19 protein-coding genes and 1 pseudogene are annotated in these 21468 nt (G+C 65.1%); 5 read left to right on the top strand and 15 right to left on the bottom strand.

What is annotated here, in order from left to right; all coding sequences use genetic code 11:
• Positions 1 to 97 precede the first annotated feature (97 nt).
• From ISX93_RS03175 to ISX93_RS03160, 4 genes are all read right to left on the bottom strand, one after another.
• Complete coding sequence (locus ISX93_RS03175; RefSeq protein WP_229732042.1) at positions 98 to 1072, bottom strand: FAD:protein FMN transferase; 975 nt, start codon at positions 1070 to 1072, stop codon at positions 98 to 100.
• Positions 1062 to 3287: a PepSY domain-containing protein gene (locus ISX93_RS03170; protein WP_195777262.1), complete on the bottom strand. Its 2226-nt coding sequence runs from the start codon at positions 3285 to 3287 to the stop codon at positions 1062 to 1064. Before ISX93_RS03170 ends, ISX93_RS03175 begins: the two co-directional genes overlap by 11 nt.
• A 13-nt stretch (positions 3288 to 3300) precedes the next feature.
• Positions 3301 to 3771 (bottom strand): DUF2271 domain-containing protein, encoded by a 471-nt coding sequence (locus ISX93_RS03165; RefSeq protein WP_195777692.1) that lies wholly within the window; start codon positions 3769 to 3771, stop codon positions 3301 to 3303.
• 109 nt (positions 3772 to 3880) lie between these two features.
• On the bottom strand, positions 3881 to 4195 hold the full coding sequence (locus tag ISX93_RS03160) for a PepSY domain-containing protein (RefSeq protein WP_195777261.1): 315 nt from the start codon (positions 4193 to 4195) through the stop codon (positions 3881 to 3883).
• 135 nt (positions 4196 to 4330) lie between these two features.
• Between ISX93_RS03160 and ISX93_RS03155 the strand changes: the two genes are divergently transcribed.
• Entirely contained in the window at positions 4331 to 4990 is a 660-nt protein-coding gene (locus ISX93_RS03155) for a response regulator transcription factor (RefSeq protein ID WP_195777260.1), read from the top strand.
• Positions 4987 to 6318, top strand: coding sequence for a sensor histidine kinase (locus ISX93_RS03150; protein ID WP_195777259.1), 1332 nt, complete (start codon positions 4987 to 4989; stop codon positions 6316 to 6318). The genes ISX93_RS03155 and ISX93_RS03150 overlap by 4 nt, the downstream gene beginning before the upstream one ends.
• Before the next feature lie 34 nt (positions 6319 to 6352).
• Here the strand turns inward: ISX93_RS03150 and ISX93_RS03145 are convergent, their stop codons facing one another.
• Together ISX93_RS03145 and ISX93_RS03140 are read right to left on the bottom strand one after the other, a co-directional pair.
• Complete coding sequence (locus ISX93_RS03145; RefSeq protein WP_195777258.1) at positions 6353 to 6775, bottom strand: group II truncated hemoglobin; 423 nt, start codon at positions 6773 to 6775, stop codon at positions 6353 to 6355.
• Between the two features lie 62 nt (positions 6776 to 6837).
• Positions 6838 to 7542, bottom strand: a complete 705-nt coding sequence (locus tag ISX93_RS03140; RefSeq protein ID WP_195777257.1) for an NAD(P)H-dependent oxidoreductase — start codon at positions 7540 to 7542, stop codon at positions 6838 to 6840.
• Positions 7543 to 7782: 240 nt separating this feature from the next.
• On the opposite strand from ISX93_RS03140, the gene ISX93_RS17280 reads away from it, so the two are divergent.
• A complete protein-coding gene (locus tag ISX93_RS17280; RefSeq protein WP_195777256.1) occupies positions 7783 to 8778 on the top strand; it encodes a GlxA family transcriptional regulator in 996 nt (331 codons plus the stop codon).
• On the opposite strand, the gene ISX93_RS03130 is transcribed toward ISX93_RS17280, so the two are convergent.
• Positions 8754 to 9710, bottom strand: coding sequence for a DMT family transporter (locus ISX93_RS03130; RefSeq protein ID WP_195777255.1), 957 nt, complete (start codon positions 9708 to 9710; stop codon positions 8754 to 8756). The two genes, ISX93_RS17280 and ISX93_RS03130, sit on opposite strands and share 25 nt — an antisense overlap.
• 105 nt (positions 9711 to 9815) lie before the next feature.
• On the opposite strand from ISX93_RS03130, the gene ISX93_RS03125 reads away from it, so the two are divergent.
• The gene (locus ISX93_RS03125; RefSeq protein ID WP_195777254.1) at positions 9816 to 10712 is read left to right on the top strand and encodes a LysR family transcriptional regulator; all 897 of its coding nucleotides are present in this window, start codon (positions 9816 to 9818) and stop codon (positions 10710 to 10712) included.
• A gap of 60 nt (positions 10713 to 10772) precedes the next feature.
• Here the strand turns inward: ISX93_RS03125 and ISX93_RS17275 are convergent.
• The 8 genes and pseudogenes from ISX93_RS17275 to ISX93_RS03085 form a co-directional block, all read right to left on the bottom strand.
• A pseudogene (locus ISX93_RS17275) lies at positions 10773 to 11065 on the bottom strand (acyl-CoA dehydrogenase family protein); the annotation flags it as partial.
• Positions 11066 to 11212: 147 nt separating this feature from the next.
• Complete coding sequence (locus ISX93_RS03115; protein ID WP_195777253.1) at positions 11213 to 11656, bottom strand: hypothetical protein; 444 nt, start codon at positions 11654 to 11656, stop codon at positions 11213 to 11215.
• A gap of 10 nt (positions 11657 to 11666) precedes the next feature.
• Positions 11667 to 13055: an oxygen-independent coproporphyrinogen III oxidase gene (gene hemN, locus ISX93_RS03110; RefSeq protein ID WP_195777252.1), complete on the bottom strand. Its 1389-nt coding sequence runs from the start codon at positions 13053 to 13055 to the stop codon at positions 11667 to 11669.
• Between the two features lie 268 nt (positions 13056 to 13323).
• Entirely contained in the window at positions 13324 to 14682 is a 1359-nt protein-coding gene (gorA, locus tag ISX93_RS03105; protein WP_195777251.1) for a glutathione-disulfide reductase, read from the bottom strand.
• 86 nt (positions 14683 to 14768) lie between these two features.
• Positions 14769 to 15386, bottom strand: a complete 618-nt coding sequence (locus ISX93_RS03100) for a glutathione S-transferase N-terminal domain-containing protein (protein WP_195777250.1) — start codon at positions 15384 to 15386, stop codon at positions 14769 to 14771.
• 114 nt (positions 15387 to 15500) lie between these two features.
• Positions 15501 to 16439, bottom strand: a complete 939-nt coding sequence (locus ISX93_RS03095) for a glutathione S-transferase family protein (protein WP_195777249.1) — start codon at positions 16437 to 16439, stop codon at positions 15501 to 15503.
• 98 nt (positions 16440 to 16537) lie between these two features.
• Positions 16538 to 17410 (bottom strand): sulfurtransferase, encoded by an 873-nt coding sequence (locus ISX93_RS03090; RefSeq protein ID WP_195777248.1) that lies wholly within the window; start codon positions 17408 to 17410, stop codon positions 16538 to 16540.
• Between the two features lie 86 nt (positions 17411 to 17496).
• Positions 17497 to 18438 (bottom strand): TauD/TfdA dioxygenase family protein, encoded by a 942-nt coding sequence (locus ISX93_RS03085; protein ID WP_195777247.1) that lies wholly within the window; start codon positions 18436 to 18438, stop codon positions 17497 to 17499.
• A 400-nt stretch (positions 18439 to 18838) separates the two neighbouring features.
• Between ISX93_RS03085 and ISX93_RS03080 the strand changes: the two genes are divergently transcribed.
• The gene (locus ISX93_RS03080; protein ID WP_195777246.1) at positions 18839 to 21457 is read left to right on the top strand and encodes a LuxR C-terminal-related transcriptional regulator; all 2619 of its coding nucleotides are present in this window, start codon (positions 18839 to 18841) and stop codon (positions 21455 to 21457) included.
• Positions 21458 to 21468: the final 11 nt, after the last annotated feature.

Raw genomic sequence — 21468 nt, 5'->3', positions numbered from 1 at the left:
TATCGGGGTCAGCCAGGCCATGTCGAAACGTTCGGCCGAAATCCGAGCCTTTGCAGCCTGCGGGCGTTCACCCCTGCCCAGGGCTGCCGCGGCCTGCTTATGGCTGGAGTCGGCCCTGCACAGAGGACAGCTCGCGGAACCCATCGCCATCGCGCAGCACAAACACAGCATCCATACCTCGCGCCTGAACCAGTGCAGGCCCGGCCTGCGGGCCAGCCACCAGCAGGGCAGTGGCCCAGGCATCGGCCAGCATGCAGCTGGATTCAATGACGCTGACTGCCGTCAGGCTGCCGGAGACGGGCGCCTGCTGCCCTGGCTGCATGGTGTGAGAGAAGGTTTTTCCGTCCAGCTCCACCCAGTGCCGGTAATCGCCGGAGGTGGCGATGGCGGCGTTGCCGATTTCCAGCACGCCCAGCACTTCACGTACACCGCGAACCGGCTTTTCCATGGCTACGACCCAGGGCTGGCCATCCGGCTTGCAGCCTTGCGCGCGCATTTCACCGTCGATGCCGACCAGATAATTCGTAATGCCCCAGTCATCCAGGCAGCACGCCAGCTGATCGACGCCATAACCTTTGGCAATGCCGCACAGGTCCAGACTCACGGCGGCCTGTTTGAGCACCCGGCTGTTGGCGATGTCGAGCTGCAGTACATCGGCCGCCAGTTGCCGTGGCTGGGTGTGCAACTGGTCAATCCGTGCGGGATCCGGCTGACTGCGCTCGGCACCAAAGCCCCAGGCATTCACCAGATCGCCAACTCCTATATCGAAGGTCCCACCCGAGAGCCGGCTGACCTGCAGCGCACACTGCAGCACCTGCAGCAGTTGCCGGGGAATAGGCAGCCATTGCTGCAGCGGTGCGGCATTCAGGCGATTCAGCGCGGAGTCCGGCTTCCACGGCGACATTTGCCGGTCGACTTCATCAACGGCGGCAAACAGGCTGCGGCTGATGGCGATCTGATCCAGTCCCGGGCGGGCGTAGAACACCGCGCTGTAGCGCGTGCCCATGGTCTGCCCGTTGAGGCTGTAGCGCTGCAGCGCGCGGGTTGTTGCGGTCTGCGCTTCAATACACATCTTCACGGTAGCGCCCCTGGGATTTCAGTGTGACTACGCTGAGGTTCATCGGTGCCAGCACCACATCCAGTGCCAGCATCACGCTCTTGGCCATGTCGCGGCTGCCGCACACCAGCACCTGCGCACCTGTCTCTATCAGGCGGCGCATCTGCAGGGCATCACCGAGGATGCGCTCCTGCACGTAGCTGCCGTTGTTGACGCGGGAAAAGGCGGTCTGCAGTGCGGTCAGGCGTTGGTCTGCGAGGTAGTCGTTGAGCTCCGGCTCATAGAGGAAATCGGAGTCGGGATTGCGCCCGCCCCAGTACAGGTGCATTGGCTGCCGCTCGCTGTTGTTGCGGATAAAGCCGGCCAGCGGGCCGATACCGGTACCCGCGCCGATCAGGATGACCGGCGCCTTGCCGCTGGCCGGGCGGAAGTCCGGGTTGTGCTGAATGAAACCTTCGATACAGCCACCCACTGGTAAATCATGCAGATAGCCCGAGCACAGGCCCTGCGCATGCTTGCGCACGCAGATTTCCAGCACGCCATCGCGGCGGCTGCTGGCCAGTGAATACAGGCGTGGCAGCGGACTGCCCGGCGGGACTATGCCGACCAGATCGCCAGCCTCGAAGCGCGGCAAGCCGCTGCTGCCAAACCGGCGCAGCACACGTTCAGTGGCGGTGTGCGCGGGGCTGGCCTTGAAGCGCAGCACACAGGTCAGCGCATCAGCCTGCTCGCCGTATTCCACGCGCTCGATCAATTGCAGCTGCCGTGTTGCGGGTTGCCGGGGCGTGTGCAGTAAATTCAGTTCAACGCCGAGGCGTGCCCCAAGGGTTTTACCCCAGCGGGCGAATTCCTGTGCGGACTGGCGGTCGATGCAGTCCAGCTCCTGCAGTTGTGTCAGTCCGCGTTCCAGCAACGCGGCCTCGGTGTGCCGGGCAAACTGGCAGAACTGCGGGAATTGCCGGTCGCCGAAGCCAAGCACGGCAAACTTCAGGTTTTGGTCAAGGCTCGCTTTGTTCAGAAGGCCGAGGAACTGGTTGGCCGAGGCGGGCGCATCGCCATCGCCATAGGTGGCGGTGAGCACCAGCAGCTGTCTGGCGTTGCGGTAGTCCCTGGTCAGCTGGTTCATCGGCGCGCTGTGCACGCGCTGGCCGGCTGCAACCAGCGCGGAGTGCAGCGTGCGGGCAAAGCCCCAGGTGCTGTTGTTCTCGCTGCCGACCAGAATCACCGTGTCGGCCGTCTGCGCGGGGCTGTTGTGGGCAATCCGCGGCTTCGCCTGACGGCGCTGCCACCAGATCACTGCACCGCTGATGCTCATTAATGGCACGCACAATGCGCTGGCACCAAGGATCAGTCCCAGCCACCAGAGGCCTTCGCCGGTGTGCAATTGATAGATGAATTCATAGGTGCGGCGCCTGGCGTCATGGGCCTGATAGGACAACAGCGCGCCGCTGGCCTGATCGACAAAACCATCGCCCTGCGCTGTGCTGAGGGTGAATACATCGTTCGGGTCCTGCGGGTTGGGGTAGACCAGCTCGCGCAGGTCGTTCATGTCAACCGCTTGCAGGGCCTTGAGGCTGGTTACCGGCGCGGCACGGCCGCCGGCTACTGCTGTGGGGAAGTCTGGCTCGCTTTGCGTGCCATCACTGACCAGACCAAAGGTGGCCGCGGACAGGTACAGCGCGGTCAGGGAAGACAGCAGCAAGCCCAACAGGGCAAAGCGCCCGGCCTCGGCGTGCCAGCGCTGGTTGAAGCTGCCGCGCAGCGGGCGCAGCAACTGCCGCCAGCCGCCCAAGCGCTTTGCCAGCATGGCCGCGCCGCTGAGTGACAGCAGCAGCATTGCCAGTGCGCCAATGCCGGCGATGGCGCGCCCGGTGGTGTCGAGCAGCAGGGAGCGGTGCAGATCCTTGACCCAGCCGGCAAACTCGGAGGGGGCGTAAGCGCCGATTCCTTTGCCGCTGGCCGGGTCGATACGGTCAATGCCGGTGTCGCCGTCCTGGCTGTAATAGACGATCACCGAACCCGAAGGCGTGCGCTGGATCTGCTCGGCATTGGGGTAGAACTGCGCGACCCTTCCGGCCAGTTCGGCGACGTTCAGCTGTCCTGCAGCCGGCACCGGGCTGTCCAGGCGTTCAAGTGCCGGATTGAGCGACAAAACCGCGCCGCTGATGGCCAGCAGCATGACCAGCAGGGCAGCGAACAGGCCGGGCAATGAATGCAGCCGACGTAACATGGGCTTCTCCCGTTTACAGGTCGTAGCTGAAGGTTTCGATGTAGCCGCTGCCGCTGGATGGCTTGCCGGCGCCGGCGGTGGTCAGCGGCACCTGGATATCGGCGCGGTTGTCACGCTTGTTCTCGACGGCGCTGTCCACGCGGATTTCGTAGCCGGCATCGAGCAACGCATCGGCCAGTTCCACCTTGACCGTCAGGGTTTCACCGCTGCCCACGCTGGCGCCGGTGATGCCGTCAAATGACGCGCTGTCAGCACTGCTGCCGCGCTTCCAGTCGCGCAGGTGCTTGTAGTACTTGGCCTTCTTGCCGGAGACCCACAGGGTGCTGTGGTACTGGCCCTGGGCATCGGTGAGGTAGAACGCCAGGTAGGCGTCACGGCCGCCGTAGTCTTGCAGTTGGGTGTTCAGGGTTACCGTGCGGGCTTGGGCCAGTCCGGGCAGGGCAATGGCGCCGGCCAGGCAAATGGCGGCAGCGAGCTGTTTCAGTGGAGCAGGTTTCATCATGTCTCTCCGGTGGTATCGGTATGGTTGTCAGCCTATCGGGCTGAGCTGACAGCCAGCTGAACGGGCGGCCATTCGTTTTCCAGGCGCCGCATTACTGCAGTTGCAGCAGGTAGTCAGAGGTGTCTGCCGTTGTGTCGAACTCCACTTCCAGGGCGCGGACCTGCAGCGTCGCCGGGGCAAATTTGGCCTCGAAGCGGTTGCCCTTGCGGTCAATCCCGCGGACCTCGTAACAGCCGTCATCGACCTTGATGCGCTGCACTTCCCAGCCGTAGTGCCGCACCTGCTCGCGCAGGGTTTCGCGCGGCTGCCAGTCGGCCACCGGGTCGGTGCAATGCTCTTCGGCCATAACACCTGAACTGAGCAGCAGGCCAAGCGTGGCGAGGCTGAATGTGAGTCGGCGGTTCATCTTCGTTCCTCTGGTCTGTACAGATGTGGCATACCCTAGCGGCCGTTGCTGACAGCAACCTGAAGACGCACATGGCGCCTGTTAAGCTTGTCGTCAGCGACAGTCGCTACGCTGCCTTTAGCCGAGGAGGGTTTCATGCGGGTATTGCTGGTCGAAGACACGCAGGCGCTGGGGCAGGCCGTGCAGGAGCAGATTGCCGATGACGGGCATGCGGTGGACTGGATGCAGCGGCTCGATCATGCCGAAGCCAGCCTGCGCTCCACGCGCTATGACCTGATCCTGCTCGACCTCATGCTGCCCGACGGCAGTGGCGTCGATTTTCTGCGCCGGCGCCGCGCCGCCGGCGATGCCACACCGGTCATCATCCTCACCGCGCGGGACCAGATTTCCGACCGCATCGCCGGGCTGAACGCCGGTGCGGATGATTACCTGGTCAAGCCCTTCGACCTGTTCGAGCTGTCGGCGCGGGTGGCCGCCGTGGCCCGGCGCTACAGCGGCAATCCCAACCCGCTGCTGCAGCTGGGCCCACTGCATATCGACAATGCCGCGCGCACGATTGAACGGGATGGTGCGAAGGTCGACCTGACCGCGCGCGAATGGGCGTTGTTCGAAGCCTTTATCCAGCGCCCCGGCGCACTGTTGTCCAAGGCACAGCTGGAAGATTGCCTGTACGCCTTCGGTGCGGAAATCGAAAGCAACACCATCGAGGTGTACATCAGCCGCCTGCGCAAGAAACTCGGGCACGAGCTGATCGAAACCGTGCGCGGCATGGGTTACCGGCTGGTGACGGCATGAAGCCGGCGGTCAGCTTGCAACGGCGGTTGAGCATCGGCCTCACCGCAGGGATCGCGCTGCTGTGGATCATCGCGGCCATCGTCGCCAGCCTGGCCGCGCGCGAAGAGCTGAACGAGACGTTCGACAGCGGGCTGGAGGAAACGGCGCAGCGCATCCTGCCGCTGGCCGTGCTGGAAATCGTCAACCGCGAGGAAGATGGCCGCTCGCAGCGCATTGCCGCACTGCAACCGCACAAGGAACATCTGACGTATCTGGTGCGCGACAAGCAGGGCAAGATCCTCATGCAATCGCACGATGCGGATCCGGCAATCTTCAATCGGTTCCCGCTGGAAGGCTTCACCGACACCGCCACGCACCGTATTTACACCGCCAGTGCCCTGCGCGAAACGCTGTTCATCGAGGTTGCCGAGCGCCTCGAACATCGCCGTGAGGCAGCACTGGAGGCTGCTCTGGCATTGTTCTGGCCACTGCTTGTGCTGATCCCGCTGAGCTTGCTCGGCAGCTGGCTGTTCGTGCGCTTCAGCCTGCGCAGCATCCTGGTCTATCGCGGCGCCATTGAGGCGCGTGGGGCAGGGGATCTGTCACCGATCCGGGCGGTGCAACTGCCGGCGGAAATCGATCCACTGGCCAGGGCCGTCAATCACCTGCTGGAGCGTTTGCGCCGGGCGCTGGATGCCGAACGCAGTTTTACCGCCAACAGTGCCCATGAACTGCGCACGCCGCTGGCGGCAACCCTGGCGCAGGTGCAGCGCCTGCACAGCGAGGCGCCGGAGGGCAAACTGCGCGAGCGTGCGGCGCAGATCGAGAAGTCCCTGCGCGAACTGGCAAGGCTGTCGGAGAAACTGATGCAACTGGCCAAGGCCGAAGGCGGCAGCCTGCTGCCTGAAACCCCGCAAAACCTGCTGCCGCTGCTCCGTCATGTGGTCGATGAGCTGAGCCGCAGCAACACCGCCGCCCGGCTCGCTCTGCAACTGCCGGCCACCGATACGGTGCTGGCCAGCATTGATGCCGATGCCTTCGCCATCCTGCTGCGCAACCTGATCGAAAATGCCTTGAAACACGGCGCTGCCAGTCAGCCGGTGGAAATCGCCCTGAGTGCCGATGCGCTGTTGCGCATCACTAATGCCGGGCCGGTGGTGCCGGCGGCTGTGCTGGCCCAGCTCACCGGGCGCTTCGTGCGCGGTGGCAGCGTGGCGGAGGGCTCAGGTCTGGGCCTGGCCATCGCCGCGACCATCGCCCGGGGTGTGGGGGCCAGCCTGGCACTGGCTTCACCGGCAACGGGGCGGGCAGACGGTTTTGAAGTGAGTGTGCAGTTTACCCGGGCGTAGGACGGCACCTCGGTGGGATTAGCCAGCGGTGCTGTCAGTCGCCATGCCGGTTGCGGCTGGCCTGAACGATGCGCTGCGCCGGCACGTGCAGCTGGGCCAGCAGGTACTCGGCAAAGTCGGCCGGGTAAGCCTGCCGGGCGATGGCGCCGGCCATGCAGTGCAGCCAGGCGGCGCTGTGTGCCTGGTCGATCGGCCACTGGGCGTGGAAGGCCGGGATGGCGATCGGGCCGTAGCGCTCGCTGAACAGGCGCGGCCCGCCGAGCCAGCCGCTGAGAAAGCAGGCCAGCTTGTCGCGCGCCAGTTCCAGGCTCTGCGGGTGCATCGCGCGGATCGCCGCGGCCTCCGGCAGTTGGTCCATCAGCCGGTAGAAGTCATCGACCAGCCGGCGCAGGCCGTCGATGCCGCCGGCGGCCTGGTAGGAGGCGTCGCCGACGCCGTAAGTGGGTGCTTGGCTCATCGCAGGGGCTCCGGGCAAAGCGCCATTGTAACTGCGGCGCTCGCTGCGGGGTGCCGCGCCGCTCAGGCCGGCAGCGGATGCAGCTGTGCGTCGAACTGGTCGAGGCGGACGAACTGCAGCGGCGGCAGGCTATCCAGAGTGCGCAGGCGCTGACGGTATTGTTCGAGCAGCTCCACGCGCGCTTCATGGGTGATATACGGGACATGGTGGGCGACGAAGGGTGGCAGCACCGTCATCCCGGTATAGGCCAGGGTGCCGCGCAGTATCGGCCGCAGCATGTCGTTGAGTTCACCGTGCACGCCGCCCTCGACCAGCATGTGCGGGCGCCCGCCGATGCTGATGGCCAGCATGGCCCGCTTGCCGGCCAGGCCGCCCTGGTCATAGAAGCGCTTGCCGCCATAGCAAACGCCGGAAACCAGCACGCGGTCGAGCCAGCCTTTCATGATCGCTGGCATCGAGAACCAGTAGACCGGGAAGTTGAAGATCACCAGGTCGGCGCGCAGCAGCTTGTCCAGCTCGTCCCGGATATCCGCGGCCAGCGCCTGTTGCTGCTGGTTGTGGCGTTGCTCGAGGGCGTAGACCAGATAGTCCGGCTGCTGGCGTACGCCGAAATCCGCGGCGCTGGCGACCGGGTTCCAGTGCATGGCGTAGAGGTCGGACACCTCCACGGCATGTCCCTGGCTGCGCAGTTCGGCGACGGCGAGGTCTTTCATGGCGGCATTGAAGGATTGCGGCTCGTGGTGGGCGTGGACGATGAGGACGTTCATGCGGGGGCTCCGGGGGTGTGCATGGCGATGACGCCACTCTAGGGGCTGTTGCGCCAGGGCTGAATTGGCAAAAAAGACTATTAATGTGCGATTTACGACAGAATGCCGTTTGTGCACACGACAGAGCCGGCCCGCATTGCCTGTTTTAGCGTAGGCGCCAGCTTGCCGAGGGGTTTAACCCGGTTTGCCTGGCTGGTTCGGGTTGGATCAACTAAAAGGCTGTGGAACCCAGGAGGCCCTGTGCCAAGCGCCGCGATACTCGGTTTTGATGACGTCTACGCCTCGGTGCTCGGCGGTTATGCCGACATGCTGCAGGTGGCCAATGCGCACCTGCGCAAGCAGGGCGCCACGCCGGCGCAGCTGTTCGACTGGCAGTTCCTTTCCGCCAGCGGCCAGCCGGTGCGCGCCAGCAACGGCCTGCAACTGGCCATGCAGCCGCTGCCGGCGGACCGGCGTTTCGACCTGGTGTTCATCCCCAGCCTGCATTACCGCGGCTGGGACGAGTTCCAGCGCTTCCTCGAGCAGCAGACGGCCCTGCGGGCCTGGCTGATCCGGCAGTGGCAGCAGGGCGCCTGGCTGGTGGCCAACTGCACCGGCACTTTCCTGCTGGCCGACACCGGCCTGCTCGACCAGCGCCTGGCGACCACCACCTGGTGGCTGGAAGCGCATTTCCGTGCGCGTTTCCCGCGGGTCGATCTGCAGCTGCGCCCGCTGGTGACCGAAGCCGAGCGCCTGGTGTGCGGCGGCGCACACGCCACCTTTCTGTTGCAGTCGGTGCGCGTGCTCAGCCATTTCGTCGGCCAGGCGGTTGCCCTGCAATGCGCCCGCAGCATGCTGATCGACCTCAGCCAGAGCACCCAGACCCCGCTGTTGCCGTTGAGTTCCGAGCGCGCGCACCACGATGCCCTGGTGCAGCGGGCGCAGGGCTGGTTGCAGGAACACATGGCCGAGGCGGTGAAGATTGCCGATCTGGCCCGGCAGCTGGCGGTCAGCGAGCGCACCCTGGTACGCCGCTTCCAGGCCGCGCTGCAGCAGGCCCCGCTGGCCTACCTGCAGGGCCTGCGCATCGACACCGCCCGCGCGCTGCTCGAGGCCGGTGCCCTGTCCACCGCGCAGATCGCCCAGTACGTCGGCTACAGCGACATCAGTTCCTTCACCCGCCTGTTCCGCGAGCGGCTCGGGTGCACGCCGGCAGCCTACCGCGGGCGTTTTCAGTTGCCTGCGGAGCCGTCCTGAGCGTGCCGGCCGGGCCGGGCTGGCCGCAGACTGCTGCGTCGGGCCACCAGCAGGACGCCGCCCAGCACCAGGCCGGCGCCGAGCAACTGCAGGAACGACACGGGTTCTGCGAGCAGCAGCCAGGCGAACACTATCGTCAGTATCGGGCCGAGGGTGCCGATCAGCACGGCGCGGGCTGCGCCGATGCGCTGCACCGCGGCGGCCAGCCAGAACACTGGCAATACGGTGGAGAAGATCGCCATCGCCGCGGCATGGACGTAGACCGGCAGCGGCTGGATCAACGCGGAGAAGGGCTGCGTGAGCACGAAGTGCAGCTGCGTGGCGATGGCGGACACGATGAGCGCCAGCGCCGCAAAGCGGATGGTGCCGATCCGATGAATGGCGATCTCGGCGCCAACGCTATACAGCGCATAGGACAGCGCTGAGCCGAAGACGAAGGCGGCGCCGATCAGCACCGGGCGAATGTCGCTGGCGACCTGCAGGTCGTGGGCAAACGCCAGGCCGATGCCGGCATAGGACAGCAGCAGGGCACCGACCTGGCGGCGTTCCAGGTGCTTGCCCAGGGCGAATACGCCGATCAGCACGGTAATGGTCGGATAGACGAACAGAATCAAGCGTTCGAGTCCCGCCGAGATGTATTGCAGGCCAATGAAGTCGAGGATGCTGGCGCCGTAGTAGCCCAGCAGGCCCAGCGCGAGCAACAGGCCCCAGTCCCTGCGCTGCAGCGGTGGCGCCGCGCGGCACAGCCAGAGGCTGGCCCAGAGCATGACGGGCAGGGCAAAGGTCATGCGCAGCGTCAGCAGCGTAACGGCGTCTACCGGCGCAGCGGCATAGGCCAGCTTGACGAAAATCGCCTTGAAAGAAAAACCGAAGGCGGCCAGCACCGCAAGCGCGATACCCAGGCGTTCGGCTGACCAGGTTTTCCATGGCATGGCAGGTTGGCACTCGAAGAGTTGTCTTGAGACGAATGATGAGGGGTGTAAGATCGGCGCAAAATTGGCCTTTTCGCAACACTACGTTCGGATTTAACCAACGCTATGCACTATGACCTGATCGATCTGCGGCTTTTCGTGGCGATTGCCGAAGCGCGCAACCTGACCCGCGGAGCCGCCCGCGTACATCTGGCACCGTCTTCGGCCAGTCATCGCCTGCGCCTGCTGGAGGAGTCGCTCGGCACCCCGTTGCTGCTGCGCGCCCCGCGCGGCGTCAGCCTGACCCGGGCCGGCGATGCGCTGCTGCGCCATGCACGCCAGGTATTTGCCCAGCTCGAACAGCTGCATGCCGACCTCGCGCCCTACGCCAAGGGGGTGCGCGGACATGTCAGCCTGTGGGCCAACACCCACGCCACCCATGCGTTTCTGCCGGACAGCCTCGCGGCCTTCCTCAAGCGCAATCCGCAAGTGAGCATTTCCCTGGAGGAACACACCAGTCCAGAGGTGGTCATGGCCGTGGCGCGCGGCGAGGTGGAAGTCGGTGTCGTGGCGGAGGCAGTGGAGGGTGCCGAAGTCGAGCTGCTTCCCTACCGCGCGGATCAACTGGTACTGATTGCGCCTGCCGATCACCCGATCGCGCAGCGGTCGAGCATCCAGTTTGCCGAGGTACTGGATTACCCCTTCGTCATGCTGCATTCCGGATCGGCCATTCATACCTTCACGATGAATACAGCTGCCGCGCTCGGCCGGCATCTGCAGGTGCGCATCCAGGTCCGCAGTTTCGAGGCGGTCTGCCGGATGGTCAGCGCCGGCGTCGGCCTCGGTCTGGTACCCCGCAGCGCCGTGGCGGAAGGACCGCCCCGGCCGCCCCTGGCAGTTGTCGAGCTGGAAGAACCCTGGGCACAGCGGGACCTGAAGGTCTGCGTGCGCAAGCGGGAACTGCTCTCCGGGTTTGCCGCCGAGCTGGTCGCCTGCCTGATCGGCCACCCGCTGGCGGGCTGAAGGCCGGCGCTGCCGGGTGGAATGCGCTGGCGGCTCGGGTTGCCGGTGCGCTGCGGGCCTTCAGATCGCGGATGGCGTCAAATGTGCCGATGTTGCCCAGCGCAAGGCCAGGTGCATCTGAGCCGGGCCGTCGGCAAAGCGCAGGGCGCGGCCGGTGGTCCCTATGTCGGCCAGCGGCGTGTCCGGGGTCAGGCCCATGGCGCCGTAGACCGGATGGCGCGGTCGACCACCCGGCAGTGCATGGCCGGCACCAGTGCCTTGATCTGGGCGATTTCCTTGCGCGATTCGGCGATTCAGTCGCCGATATTGGGGTACTGGTGCAGGTATTTGCCGAACACTTTGCGCACCGGGCAGGCTGGCGATCAATGGGCCTGCACCATAGCCACTCCAGCCTGCCAGGCCGAGGATATTCGAGGGCCTGAATCAGCGCCTGTCACGGCCGACGAAAGTTGATTGCGATCATTGCTGATGGCTCACCTGCTGGCGGGCGCGGCGGCGGGCTACCAGTGCAGGTAGAACATCGCCTTTGCCAGCACCACGATGGCCAGCATCTGCGCGAGCACGGCCCAGTGCAGCCGGCGGTACAGTCGCGGCGTCATGCGCCCGCGGCGCAGCAGCATGGCCACCGCGGCGTAACTGGCGACCACGCTCAGCGCGAGGACGATCTTCAGCGTCAGCAAGCTGGCAAAGCTGCTGGCCAGCGGCGCGCTCAAGGCCTGCCGATGCTGCCAGGCCAGGCCAAGGCCGGCACCGTACAGCAGCAGCACCACCGCGTGCAGCACCCGGCGGGTGCGCGCCGCGAGGGCCGGCTCGAGCACGGCCAGCTGGCCAGGGTCGAGCTGCGGCTTGACCCTGGCGAGGATGATCACCTCGTAGAACAGCGTGCCGATGAAGCCGATCGCCGCCAGCAGGTGCAACAGGTGCAACAGCGCATAACTGCTCATGCCGGCCTCCTCAGACGGTGCGCGAGAAATTGCCTTTCTGCGCCTCGCCGAGATAGGCATCAAAGGCCATGGCCACGCTGCGCAGCATCAGTTGACCCTGCGGCAACAGCAGCAGCGCATCGTCGCGAATCTCCACCAGCTGGTCGGCGACATGCTCTCGCAGCCGGGCCAGCGCCTCGGCGAAGTACTCCGTGAAGCGGATTCCGTGGTGCGCCTCGATGCCGGCAAAGTCGATGCGCCCGTGGCACATCAGCGCGCTGATCACCTCGCGGCGCAGCACATCGTCGGCGTTCAGGCGGTAGCCGCGGTGCACCGGCAGCAGGCCCTGGTCGAGCCGCGCGTAGTACTGCGACAGCTCCTTGACGCTCTGGCTGTAGGTGTCGCCGACCTTGCCGATGGCCGACACGCCAAGGCCGATCAGGTCGCACTCGGCGAAGGTCGAGTAGCCCTGGAAGTTGCGCTGCAGGGTGCCGTTGGCGCGGGCCAGGGCCAGTTCGTCGTCGGGCAGGGCGAAGTGGTCCATGCCGATGTACACGTAGCCGGCGGCGGTCAGGCGACTGATGGTCAGCTCCAGCAGCTCCAGCTTGCGTTCCGGCGGCGGCATGTCCTCGCGGAGGATCAGGCGCTGCGCGCGCACCAGTTCGGGCAGGTGCGCATAGCTGTAGGCGGCGATGCGGTCCGGGCGCAGGGCGATGATCTTGCTCAGGGTCACGTCGAAACTGGCCACGGTCTGCAGGGGCAGGCCGTAGATCAGGTCGACACTGACCGACTTGAACTGCGCCTGGCGCGCGGCGGCGACCAGGGCGTAGATCTGCTCCTCGCTCTGTACACGGTTGACCGCCGCCTGCACCTGCGGGTCGAAGTCCTGCACGCCGAAACTCAGGCGATTGAAGCCGAGCTGGCGCAGGTGCTCGATCTGCCCGGTGCTGATGCTGCGCGGGTCGACCTCGATGGAGAACTCGTGGGCGTCGCTGTCATCCAGATTGAACGCCTGGTGCAGGCAGTCCATCAGCTCGGCCAGTTGTTCGCGGCTCAGGTAGGTCGGCGTGCCGCCGCCCAGATGCAGTTGCTGCAAGGTGCGCGTGCGGTCGAACAGCGCCGCCTGCAGGGCGATCTCGCGCTTGAGGTACTCCAGGTACTCGGCCGCGCGGTGGGTCTTCTGGGTGATGATCTTGTTGCAGGCGCAGTAGTAGCACAGGCTCTGGCAGAACGGGATGTGGATGTACAGCGACAGCGGCTTGGGTGCGCTCGCCTGGTTGCTGGCCTGGGCGGCGCTGCGGTAGTCGTCCAGCGCAAAGGCCTGGTGGAACTGCGGCGCGGTGGGGTAGGAGGTATAGCGCGGTCCCGGGCGGTCGTACTTCTCGACCAGGGCGCGATTGAACGTGAGCGATGGGGCCATGCGTGTCACCGGCGGGCTTGTCTGGCGCTGCAACCCGCTGCAGCGCCGTTCCGAAAGGGAGTTGCCCCGACACACACAGGGTGCGCGGGGCAACGGGAGGGGTCCTGTTGTCAGGGCGCCAGCATCGCCGGCGACGTGCTGCGGATTCAAGCGGTTTCGTTGCGGCCGCTGGCAGTGCCCGGCTGCCGTGCCGCGCAAGGCTGGCCATGAGGGCGCAGGCCCGTGGCTGCAACAAGGCCTGCGTTGCTGCCGCTCGGCAGCCGGCTGGCTAGTTCGGACTGCGCGGGGTGCGCATGGTGACGAACTCTTCGGCCGAGCTGGGGTGGATGCCGATGGTTTCGTCGAAGACTGCCTTGGTCGCGCCGGCCTTTATCGCCACCGCCAGCCCCTGGAGGATTTCCCCGGCCTCCGGGCCGACCATATGGCAACCCAGCACGCGGTCGGTCTCGGCATCCACCACCAGCTTCATCAGCGTGCGTTCCTGGCTGTCGCCCAGGGACAGCTTCATCGGCCGGAAACGGCTTTCGAAGATCCGCAGCGAATGCCCGGCGGCGCGCGCCTGCTCCTCGCTCATGCCCACCGTGCCGATGTTCGGCAGGCTGAAGACGGCGGTCGGGATCATCTGGTAATCGACCGGCCGGTATTCCTCGGGACGGAACAGCCGGCGTGCGATGGCCATGCCTTCGGCCAGGGCGACGGGGGTCAGCTGGACCCGGCCGATGACGTCGCCGAGCGCGAGGATGCTCGGTTCGCTGGTCTGGTACTGCTCGTCGACGGCGATGAAGCCGCGCTCGTCCAACGCCACGCGGACGTTTTCCAGGCCGAGGTTGTCCAGCATCGGCCGGCGGCCGGTGGCAAACAGCACGCAGTCGGTTTCCAGCATGCGGCCATCCTCCAGGCGGGCCAGCAGGCTGCCATCGGCCTGGCGTTCGAGGGCGGCGATATTGCTGTTGAATTGCAGGTCGAGGTCTTTTTTCAGCAGCTCATCGCGCAGGTGTTCGCGCACGGCCTGGTCGAAGCCGCGCAGGAACAGCTCGCCGCGGTACAGCAGCGAGGTCCTGGCGCCCATGCCGTGGAAGATCGAGGCGAATTCCACCGCGATGTAGCCGCCACCCACCACCAGCACGCGCTTGGGCAGTTGCGCCAGGTGGAACACCTCATTGGAGGTGATGGCCAGTTCCTTGCCCGGGATTTCCGGCACCTGTGGCCAGCCGCCCACGCCAATCAGGATGTGCCTGGCGCTGAAGCGCTGGCCGGAGACCTCGACCTCCTGCGGCCCGACAATCCGCGCGTGGCCTTCGATCAGGTTGACCCCGCTGTTGCGCAGCAGCGAGCGGTAGACATCGTTCAGCCGGGCAATCTCGCGGTCCTTGTTGGCAATCAGGGTCGGCCAGTCGAAGCGTCCCTGTGGCACGCCCCAGCCAAAGCTGCCAGCCTGCTCCAGTTCCTCGGACACGTGGCTGGCATAGACCATCAGCTTCTTCGGCACGCAGCCGACGTTGACGCAGGTGCCGCCCAGATAGCGGCTTTCCGCCACGCCCACGCGGGCACCGAAGCCGGCGGCAAAGCGCGCGGCGCGCACGCCACCGGAGCCGGCGCCAATCACGAACAGATCAAAATCAAACATGCAGAACTCCATTCAATCATTGGCCGGCAGCAGCGGACTGCTCCCAGGTTGTGCTGTGACACGCAGGTACTGGCGCTTTTCCTGCCTCAATTCGAGGAGGCGGGTTGCAGCAAACCACGCTGGACGGCCGGCCGCGCACCGATGGCGGCGATCCAGCGCTGCAGGTGAATCAGGTCAGCGGCCTCGACCCCCGGCACCTGATGCAGGCGGGCCCAGGTCCAGTTGGCAATGTCGGCGATCGAATAATCACCGGCCAGGTACTCATGATCCCTGAGTTGCCCGTCAAGCACCATCAGCAAGCGTCGTGTCTCGTTCTGGAAGCGCTCGATGGCCGGCTGGATCTTTTCCGGCATGTAGCGATAGAAGGCATTGGCCTGACCCATCATCGGGCCCAGTCCGCCCATCTGGAACATCAGCCACTGCACCACCCGGGAACGTCCCTTGATGTCGCCGGGCAGCAGCTGGCCGGTCTTTTCCGCCAGGTACATGAGGATGGCGCCGGACTCGAACACCACGAAATCGTCTTCGTCGTGGTCGATGATGGCGGGGATGCGGCCATTGGGGTTGATCGCCAGGAACCAGTCCTGCTTCTGCTCCCCTTCGAGCAGCTTGAGTTCACGGAGGCTGTAGGGCAGGCCCAGCTCTTCCAGGGCAATCGAAACTTTGTGGCCGTTGGGCGTGGCCGCGCTGAATAGCTCAATCATGACAATCAACCTCGTTGCATCTGTGCCGCACAGGCGGGCGAAATTCAGCAGGTAAACCCGGATGCCGCGCGCGGCATCCGGGTGCTATGGCGTTGCCGCCTGCACAAGCGGGTATCAGGACGCCTGCTCGACGTGCTTGATGTGGTAGCCGATGCGCGGGAAGTGCACGACCACGGTGCCGGCGCGCTCGTCGTGACGGCGGACGGCCATGTGGTTGCTTTCCACCAGCACCAGCTCGCCCTGTACCGGGTCCAGGCCATAGTCGCTGGGCATGATCTGCACCTGATCGCCGAGGGCAATCCCGGGGATGTCGCTGGCCTGGCTGTGGATGCTGCTTGCCGGGTGCTGCTTGGCAATCGCCAGAGCTTCCAGGGCCGACAGTTCGCTGCGCTGACCATGGCCGATAGCCTTGACGCGCTCGAGCCAGGCCAGTACCAGCGGATAGCCCTGCAGCAGGCAAGCGGTGGCCGGAACCATTTGCAGGATCCACAGCGGGTGGTAGCAGCAGACATCGGCCAGCGAGGCGCTTGCACCCAGCAGGAAAGGCTGGCCGCCTTCGAGCATCTGCTGCAGGCGTTGCAGGTAGACCAGCAGGGCGGCGTGGTTCTCCGCGAGGCTGATCTGCGGCCGCGAGGCCAGCAGGGCGGCGCGGTCGTTGACATAATTCTGGGCCATTTCTGGCGACAGGGCGGACAGGGCCTGGCTGATGCCTTCGCTCTGGTAGAAGTAACCCATGGCGGCCCAGAACAGGTAGTTGTCGCCCCATTGCGCCAGGCTTTCGGCAACGCCCTTCAGGCCTTGCGGGTAGAGGCTGGGCTGCGGCGCCAGGCGCTCGAGGGTCTCGGCAATCAGCGCGGTATCGCAATAGACGTCATTGCCGATCTGCAGGATCGGCGTGCGCCGATAGCCGCCGGTCAGCGGCATCAGGTCCGGCTTGGGCATGACCATCGGAATCAGCACGGATTTCCAGCTGAGGTTCTTCATGCCCAGGATCAGGCGGACTTTTTCCGAGTACAGCGACTCGGGGTAGTGGTGCAGGATGAGCTCTGACATGGCGGGTTCCTGTGGTTGGCGCGCAGTTTGATTCAAGTCGCCCGCAACGCCGGCGGGAGCTTCCCCAGCCGGCGTTGCGAAGCGTTACCCGGGCCGGCTTAGCCCGGCTCGGTACCCAGTACCAGCGGCAGCACAGGATCGGATGCCCACTCGAACATCGAGCCGTCGTAGATGGCGACATCGTTGTGCTTGAGCATGGTCAGCGCCAGTGCGTCGATCGCCGCCGAAACGCCGCCGCCGCAGTAGACAATGGTCGGGCGGCCGAAGGGTGCGGACTCTTCGAAACGCGTCTTGAGCTGCTCCAGGGGCAGGAAGGTGCCGTCTTCCGGATTCATCAGGCTGCTGTAGTAGACGTTGAAGCTGCCGGGGATATGCCCGTGACGGCCGTAACGGTTGATCTGGCCGTCATAGATGTCCGGCTGCAGGGCATTGATGGTGCACACCGCGGGGCTGCGCATGGCCATCAGCACATCGGCCTTGTCGGCCCACATGGCGGGCTTGGCCTTGGCGGTCAGGGTAGCCTTGGGGTAGGGACGGGTCTCTGCCGTCATCGGGCGCTGCTCGCGTTCCCACTTCTCCAGGCCGCCATCGAGGACCGCGGCGTTGTCAAAGCCGATGCTGCGCAGCATCCACCACATGCGTGCCGACCACATGATGTTCTGGCCGCTGTAGAAGACCACGGCGGTGTCGTCGCCGATCCCTTTCTCGCCGCAGATCTGGGCGAACTTCTCCGCCGGGAGCATGGCAAAGCCGGCCGGTGTCGAGGTATCAAGCATCTCGCCCATCATGTCGAGAAAGCCGGCGCCCGGAATGTGTGCCTGCGACCACTTGGTCACGCCACTTTCGGTGATGTAGCCCGGACCATCCGGGTTGGGGGTCAGGTAGAGGGAGCAATCGAAAATGCGCAGCTTCGGGTTGTCGAGGTTATCTGCCAGCCACTGGGTGCTGACGGCGGGGCTAGGGAGTTTCATGGTGGATCTCCTGGGTTGATTGGTGTGCGGTAACTGGAGGCTTTGCTGCCAGGGCAACCTGGCAGCGTTTGGCTGGGGAGCCTGCATCAGGCGCTTGGGCGCCATCCGCCGAGCACCGATACGCGCTGCCCAACCCGCTTGTTCGGGAAGTAGTCCCAGACTGCGTGGTGCTGGGTGGCACGGTTATCCCAGAAGGTCAGGGTGTTGGGTGTCCACTGCACACGGCAGTGCAGTTCGACCATGGTCTGGCAATGGCGGAAGAGCATCTGCAGCAGGGCGTCGCTTTCATGGGGCGCCAGTTGCGGGATATGCGACGTGAGGCCGAAGTTGACGTAGAGCATCTTGCGACCACTGACCGGGTGACGGACCACGATAGGATGTTCGCACTCATGGGTGACCCCGGCCGGTGGGGTGATGCGCAGGAACTTGTTGTACAGTCCGGCGGCGCTGTGCACGGCAGTCAGGCCTTCCAGATAACCCTTCATGCTGTCGGAGAGGGTCTCGTAGGCCAGGTGGCTGTTCATGAACAGGGTGGCGCCACCGCCTTCGCCGGGCAGTTCGGTGATATACAGCAGGGAGCCCATGGGCGGCTCTGCTTCGAAGGTGGCGTCGGTATGCCAGCCTTCACCGGCGACGTTCTTCGAGGTCTCGTCGGCAGCGATCGCGAGGATTTCCGTATCGTCGGTCAAACCGATCTGTTTGTAGCGCGTGATGGCTTCCTGGTCGCCGTCAGCCTTGGCTTTCATGTAGTAGCTGTGGCCCGGGTGCGAGTGCAGCTTGCCGAACAGGCGGCCGAAAGCCTTGTGGCGCTCCGGCGACAAGTGCTGGTCGCGGAACACGATGACCTGGTATTCGACCAGGGCGGCATTGATCTCGGCGAACAGTTCCGGAGAAATATCCTGAGACAAATCGACACCGAAGATTTCGGCGCCGAGGGTTGGGTTGATCGGCTTGACGTCGATCAGGCGAAATTGCGGGCGCTGTCTCTGGTTCCAAGCCCGGATTGCTGCAAGTGCAAAGTTATCCATGCGGGTTCTCTCAACAGGTTCGGGCTTGCCGTGATTGGCTTCCCTGATCAACGTCTCGAGGATATGGAAGGATGGGCAGACGGTCGCCACTCCGGAGGAGTAGTGTCGAACCATAGGGGAGTGGTCTGCACGCGCGCTGACCAGCGCCGGGCTACGGCCCTTGCCTGCTTGCGCGTCGGGTTGCAGCCGGGGGCAATGCGCGGCACCCGCTCAAACCGAGGTATTTGCCTGGAATTAGCTGCGGGCCGGCGAACAAACACTGGATGGGCAGGGTATTGTGTCGCCGGGTGCAACTATAGAATGTCGAAAAAGTCGAAGGGCCATGCCGCTGATGGGATCTGAAAGTACATATTCGCAGGTGGTGCTGAAGGCAACGCCGCCAAGGTTGCCCAAGTCATTATTGCCTCGTGAACGTCTTGGCCTGGCCAGTCCGAGTCTCTGCGAAAAATCCATTATCGCCGTCATTGCCCCGACCGGCTTTGGCAAAACCGCACTGCTTGGTCAGTGGCGCCGCGAAGCGCTGGCGCACGGAGCAGTGGTGGCCTGGTTGAACGTCGATCAGTGGGACGACGATGCGCGGTTGGCCGAGGGGCTGGAGGTCGCCCTGCAGTCGGCCACCGGCCGGCAAAAGGCTGAGCCGGGCGATCTGTCCGCGGTGGAGAGCCAGCCACAGGCGCGGCTGTCCCGCTGGCTGGCGGAAGTGCTGGCTTTTGCCGGCCAGGTGGTGCTGATCCTTGATGATGTGCATAGCCTGCCGGCGGCAACCGCCACCAATTCGTTGGCCTATCTGCTGCAGCATGCCCCGCCCAATCTGAGAGTCCTCCTGGCCTCGCGCAAGCCCCTGGCGTTTCCGGTCACGGAACTGATAGCGCATGGCTGTTTCGCCGCAGTGGATGCCGCCAGCCTGTGCCTGGACCCGCAGGAGACCAGTGCCATCCTGACGGCGCGTTTCGAGACGCAGATCGATGCCGATCTGTGCGCACAAATTTATCAGCTGACCGAAGGCTGGCCGCTGGGCCTGCAGCTGATCCTGGCCAGCCTGGAGAAACGCCCGAATCTGCGCGCGGCGATTGCCGAGTGTCGCGCATCACGTTCCGGCGATATCCGCCAGTACTTCGTTGAATCCCTGAGCGAGGGTTTGCCGGCAGACGAGTTCAGCTTTCTGGTCTGTATTTCCTTCGTCGATGCGCTGCATCCCGAGCTGTGCCAGGCCATCACCGGCCGGCAGGACAGTGCCCGAATGCTGGCGCACCTCTGCGATGAGATCCCCGTGCTCATGCAGAGCAGCGACAGCCCGTGGCTGCGCCTCCAGCCCATGGCCAAGGCTTTTCTGCGCGAGTATTTCGAGGCGTTGCCCGCCGTGGAGCAGTCCGGCTACCGGGGCAATGCAGTCCGCTGGCTGGCCGCGCACAAACACTATGAAGAAGCCGCGCGGCATGCCCGGCTGTGCGGGCAGGATGAGCTGTCCTACGAGTTGGCCGAGCGCTGCCTGTACGATGTGTTGGTGACCGGCCAGATCTCGCGGGTGGCCGAATGGATAAAACACATTCCCGCCGCCGAGCTGGCCAGCAGGCCCCGGCTGTGCATCGCCTTCGGCTGGACGCTGGCGCACGGAGCGCGCAATGCCGAGGTGCAGGCCCTGATCGGGCCGATCCTGGAGGACCCTGCGGCGGATGCCGGCGATCGTTTCGAAAGTGCGTTGCTGCTGGCGGCTGCCGCGATATTTGCCGACGACTTTGACCGTGCCCAGGCGCTGATCTCAAGCTGGCCGGAACACTTCGTGCCGAAGACGGCGGTGCAGCAGCTGGTGTTCCTCAACCTGCAGGCAATTCTTGCGCTGTACCGGGGACAACCGGAACAGGCGCGCTACATCCTGAGCCAGTCGCTCGGCGATGATGAGGCCGGTGGAGCCTATGCGCGCACCTGGCGTGACTGGCTGGTTGCCACCAGCTATTTGTGGCAGGGGCAGGTGGCGGTCGCCGAACAGTTGCTGCGCAGCGCCCTGGCCGAAGCCGAGTCGATTGCCGGGCGGCACAGTCCGTTGGCCGCCATGATCGGTGCCTCGCTCGCCGCAGCGCTGTGGGAGCGCAGCGAGACCGCTGAAATTGCTGCGCTGCTGGCCGGCCGCGGCGAGCTGGTCGATCGCGCCACGCCACCCGAGTGCATCGCCCTGAACTACCTGACGGCGGCGCGAATGGCGCTCCTGGGTGGTGACAATCGGCTGCTCTATGACCTGCTGGAAAGGCTCTTTGTGCTGGGCGAGAACCGTAGCCTGCCGCGCTTGTGCCTTCTCAGTCTGGTGGAGCAGATTCGTATCGCTGCCCTGCAGGGCCGGGAAACCTCCTGTGCCATCAATCTCGAACGGCTTGACCGGCTCATCAAACAGGGCGACAGCACTGGCTGGGGCATGCTCCGGCCGCTGGTCGAACTCCAGGTCGGCATGGCCCATGCCTACAGCCATGTAGCCTCGGGCGACTGGCCGAAGGTGCGCGAGGTGCTGGCCAGCATCAAGCCGCTGACCAAGCAGCTGCGGCGCAACCGGGACTGGCTGCAGATCCTCTTGCTGGAAGCGCTGGCGGCGAAGCACTGTGGCGAAGACAGCGAAAGCCTGTTTATCGAGGGGCTGTATATCGTCGATGCGCTTGGCCTGCGCCGCTTGCTGATCGACACACACCCTGAATTCAGCGCGTGGGCCCTGCAGGTGCGTAACGATCCCCGGGCTCAGCGCCTGCTCGCGGCCTCCCCGGCAGCCGTGCATGGGGATTGGAGTAGCGAGGCTCAGCCTGCGCCCAAGGCCAGCGCTTCAACCAAGGTTGCGCCGAGCATCCTGCTGACCATCAAGGAGCGGGAAGTCATCGGGCTGGTGGCACGCAACATGTCGAACAAGGAAATCGCGGTGGCGCTGGATCTGAGCGTGCAAACGGTGAAGTGGCACCTGAAGAAACTGTTCGGAAAGCTGGATGCCGGCAGCCGCAAGCACCTGATCGATCGCGCCCGGCTGCTCGGCATCATCGACTGAGCGCTCAGTCA

It is taken from the genome of Pseudomonas sp. N040 (genome assembly GCF_015637705.1).
Classification (GTDB): domain Bacteria; phylum Pseudomonadota; class Gammaproteobacteria; order Pseudomonadales; family Pseudomonadaceae; genus Aquipseudomonas.
Note: the sequence above shows the minus strand (reverse complement) of the source record. Positions and strands in the feature narration are given on the sequence as shown.

What these genes read in the sequence shown, in the direction of transcription:
- ISX93_RS03140 (WP_195777257.1), bottom strand. Translation starts at nt 7,542, where the DNA reads ATGAACGTCCTCATCGTCCACGCCCACCACGAGCCGCAATCCTTCAAT.
- ISX93_RS03160 (WP_195777261.1), bottom strand. Translation starts at nt 4,195, where the DNA reads ATGAACCGCCGACTCACATTCAGCCTCGCCACGCTTGGCCTGCTGCTC.
- ISX93_RS03125 (WP_195777254.1), top strand. Translation starts at nt 9,816, where the DNA reads ATGCACTATGACCTGATCGATCTGCGGCTTTTCGTGGCGATTGCCGAA.
- gorA (WP_195777251.1), bottom strand. Translation starts at nt 14,682, where the DNA reads ATGTTTGATTTTGATCTGTTCGTGATTGGCGCCGGCTCCGGTGGCGTG.
- ISX93_RS03090 (WP_195777248.1), bottom strand. Translation starts at nt 17,410, where the DNA reads ATGAAACTCCCTAGCCCCGCCGTCAGCACCCAGTGGCTGGCAGATAAC.
- ISX93_RS03155 (WP_195777260.1), top strand. Translation starts at nt 4,331, where the DNA reads ATGCGGGTATTGCTGGTCGAAGACACGCAGGCGCTGGGGCAGGCCGTG.
- ISX93_RS03145 (WP_195777258.1), bottom strand. Translation starts at nt 6,775, where the DNA reads ATGAGCCAAGCACCCACTTACGGCGTCGGCGACGCCTCCTACCAGGCC.
- ISX93_RS03085 (WP_195777247.1), bottom strand. Translation starts at nt 18,438, where the DNA reads ATGGATAACTTTGCACTTGCAGCAATCCGGGCTTGGAACCAGAGACAG.
- ISX93_RS03150 (WP_195777259.1), top strand. Translation starts at nt 4,987, where the DNA reads ATGAAGCCGGCGGTCAGCTTGCAACGGCGGTTGAGCATCGGCCTCACC.
- ISX93_RS03170 (WP_195777262.1), bottom strand. Translation starts at nt 3,287, where the DNA reads ATGTTACGTCGGCTGCATTCATTGCCCGGCCTGTTCGCTGCCCTGCTG.
- ISX93_RS03095 (WP_195777249.1), bottom strand. Translation starts at nt 16,439, where the DNA reads ATGTCAGAGCTCATCCTGCACCACTACCCCGAGTCGCTGTACTCGGAA.
- ISX93_RS03100 (WP_195777250.1), bottom strand. Translation starts at nt 15,386, where the DNA reads ATGATTGAGCTATTCAGCGCGGCCACGCCCAACGGCCACAAAGTTTCG.
- ISX93_RS03115 (WP_195777253.1), bottom strand. Translation starts at nt 11,656, where the DNA reads ATGAGCAGTTATGCGCTGTTGCACCTGTTGCACCTGCTGGCGGCGATC.
- ISX93_RS03130 (WP_195777255.1), bottom strand. Translation starts at nt 9,710, where the DNA reads ATGCCATGGAAAACCTGGTCAGCCGAACGCCTGGGTATCGCGCTTGCG.
- ISX93_RS03175 (WP_229732042.1), bottom strand. Translation starts at nt 1,072, where the DNA reads ATGTGTATTGAAGCGCAGACCGCAACAACCCGCGCGCTGCAGCGCTAC.
- hemN (WP_195777252.1), bottom strand. Translation starts at nt 13,055, where the DNA reads ATGGCCCCATCGCTCACGTTCAATCGCGCCCTGGTCGAGAAGTACGAC.